Origin of the sequence: Streptomyces sp. BE303 (assembly GCF_036290945.1) — a bacterium.
Taxonomy (GTDB): Bacteria; Actinomycetota; Actinomycetes; order Streptomycetales; family Streptomycetaceae; genus Kitasatospora.
On sequence record NZ_JAQYWZ010000675.1, the window covers coordinates 1 to 2,984 of the forward strand.

The following is a 2,984-nucleotide window of genomic DNA, read 5'->3' on the forward strand; positions in this document are numbered from 1 at the left end:
CCGCCGACCAGCGCCATCGAGCACTCGCCCGACCGCAGCGCCTGCGCGGCCAGGTGCAGCGCGACCAGCGACGACGAGCACGCCGTGTCCACCGTCACCGCCGGCCCCTCCAGGCCGAACGAGTACGAGACGCGGCCGGACAGCACGCTCGCCGCGTTCCCGGTGCCGATGTGGCCCGCCGAGTCCGCGACGTCCTCGGACCCGTCGTCCAGCAGCGCGACGTAGTCCTGACCGTTGGTTCCGGCGAACACGCCGACCTGCTCGCCGCGGAGCGACAGCGGGTCGACCCCGGCCCGTTCGAACGCCTCCCACGACGTCTCCAGCAGCAACCGCTGCTGCGGGTCCATCGCCAGCGCCTCGCGCGGCGAGATCCCGAACAGCCCCGCGTCGAACTCACCGGCGGCGGACACGAAGCCGCCGTCCCGGGTGTACGTGGTGCCGGGGTGCTCCGGGTCCGGGTGGTAGAGGGCTTCCAGGTCCCAGCCGCGGTCCGTGGGGAACCCGCCCATGGCGTCGGTCCCGGAGGCCAGCAGGTCCCAGAGGTCCTCCGGGGTGTCGGCCCCGCCCGGGAACCGGCAGGCCAACCCGACGATGACGATCGGATCGTCGGTGACCGGCGCGGCCGGAGCGGCCGGTACCGCCGCCGCAGCCCGTCCGCCGACGAGCCTTTCCAGCAGGAACCCGGCCAGCCGGTCGGCGTCCGGGTAGTCGAAGACCAGTGCCGCCGGGAGGGTGAGTCCGGTCGCGGCGGCCAGCCGGTTCCGCAGTTCCATCGCGGTGAGCGAGTCGAGGCCGAGGTCCTGGAACGAGCGGTCGGGCGCCACCGCACCGCCCGACCCGTGCCCGAGCACCGCGGCAGCCTGGTCCCGCACCTCGGTCAGCAGGGTCCGGCGCGCCTCGGCGGGCGAGAGGTCCGCCAGCCGCAGCGCGAGCGGCAGCCGGCCGGTCACGGTCACCTCGCGGACCGACGCCCGCACCTCCGGCAGGTCGGCCAGCACCGACGCCGGCCGCAGCACGCCGGACTCGGCGGCGAACCGGTCCCACCGCACGTCCGCGACGACCACCGCCGGCTCGCCACCGCCCACCGCGGCGGCCAGCGCGGCCAGCGCGGCCGCGGGGGGCAACAGGGAGAGGCCCGAGCGGCGGAACTGCGCGGAGCCCGCGTGGCCGGCCATCATGCCGGCGTCGGCCCAGGGTCCCCAGGCGATCGAGGTGGCCGGCAGCCCGCGGGCCGCGCGGTGCTCCGCGAGCGCGTCGAGCGCCGCGTTGGCGGCGGCGTAGTTGGCCTGGCCGGGGTTGCCGAGCACGCCGGCGGTCGAGGAGAACAGGACGAACGCCGAGAGCGGGCGGTGCTCCGTCAGTTCGTGCAGCTGCCAGGCCGCACCGGCCTTGCTCGCCAGCACCGCGTCCAGGCGGGCCGGGTCGAGCCCGGCGACCACGCCGTCGTCCAGGGTCCCGGCGGCGTGCACGATCGCCAGGTCGGGCTCGTCGTCGAACTCCCGCACCAGCGCCGCGACCGCGTCGCGGTCGGTGAGGTCGCAGGCACGGGCCTCGACGTTCTCGAACTCCGCCGTCAGCTCGCGGACACCCTCCGCCCCGGTCCCCCGTCGGCCGACGAGCACGACCCGTCGGGCGCCGTGCTCCACCGCCCACCGGGCGACCTGGCGGCCGAGACCACCGGTGCCTCCGGTGACCAGAACCGTCCCACGCGGCTCCCAGCCGCCTCCCGACCGCCGAGGCGCCGGGGTCAGGCGGCGGACCAGCAGCCCGCCGCCCCGGACCGAGACCTCGGTCTCGTCACCCAGCCCGCCGGCGAGCACGGCCACCAGACGGCCGCCCGCACGGACGTCCAGGTGCTCCGGCAGGTCGATCAGCCCGCCCCAGCGGTCGGGGTGTTCCAGCCCGACGACGCGGCCGAGGCCCCACACCTCCGCTCGGTGCGGGTCGACCGCCGGATCGGCGGACCCGGTCGCGACCGCCCCCCGCGTGAGGAGCCAGAGCGGCGCCGCGATTCCGGCGTCGCCCAGTGCCTGGACGGCGGCGAGCACGCCGGTGAGCGAACCCGCCGGTACCAGCACGCCGACCGGCGGTGCGTCGAGCGTCCGCAGCCGGTCGGCCAGCTCGGCCCGCACCCCGATCTCCAACCGGAGCACGGTCGCGCCGTGACCGGTCAGGACATCGGCGAGGGCGGCGGTCTCCTCGTCGTCCTCACCGAGAAGCAGCCAGGATCCGTCGACCCGGGCCGCGCCGGGATCGGCGACCGGCTTCCAGGTGACGCGGTATCGCCAGCCGTCGATGAGCGACCGTTCCTGGCCGCGCGCCCGCCAGGTCGACAGCGCGGGCAGCACGGTGGCGGCGGCATCGGTATCGACACCCAACTCCGCTGCGAACGCCGGGAGATCGCCCCTCTCGACGACGTTCCAGAAGCCCGCCTCCGCAGGTTCCGCCGAACGGCCGGGCGCTGCTGCTTGCAGCCAGTACCGCTGGTGCTGGAAGGCGTAGGTCGGCAGCTCGGCCGGTCGGACGCCCGTGAACAGCGGCGACCAGTCGACCGGGACACCGTTGACGTGCAGGGTCGCGAGCGCCGTCAGCGCGGTGGTGACTTCGTCACGGTCGCGGCGCAGCAGCGGCGCGGTGACGGCGTCGGGCTGCTGGACGAGCGCCGACAGGACGCCGTCCGGGCCCAATTCGACGAACCTGGTGACGCCGTCGAGCGCTTCGAGGGCGTCGGCGAAGCGGACCGGCTTGCGGACCTGGTCCACCCAGTACTCCGGGTCCGACCACTGCCCGACACCGACCTGACGGCCCGTCACCGACGACACCGCCGGGACCGAAGGCTCGGCGAAGGACAACCCACGCACCACGGCGCGGAAGTCCTCCAACATCGGCTCCATCAGCCGGGAGTGGAAGGCGTGACTGGTCCGCAGACGGCTGGACTTCCAGCCCCGCCCACCCGCAGCCTCGGCAACGGCGTCGATCTCGGC

At 75.4% G+C, this 2,984-nt stretch carries 1 protein-coding gene; it reads right to left on the reverse strand.

Features of this window, described 5'->3' with window-relative positions; genetic code table 11:
• A partial coding sequence (locus PUR56_RS16180; RefSeq protein ID WP_329949443.1) for an SDR family NAD(P)-dependent oxidoreductase occupies positions 1-2,978 on the reverse strand: 2,978 nt, incomplete at its 3' end.
• Positions 2,979-2,984: the final 6 nt, after the last annotated feature.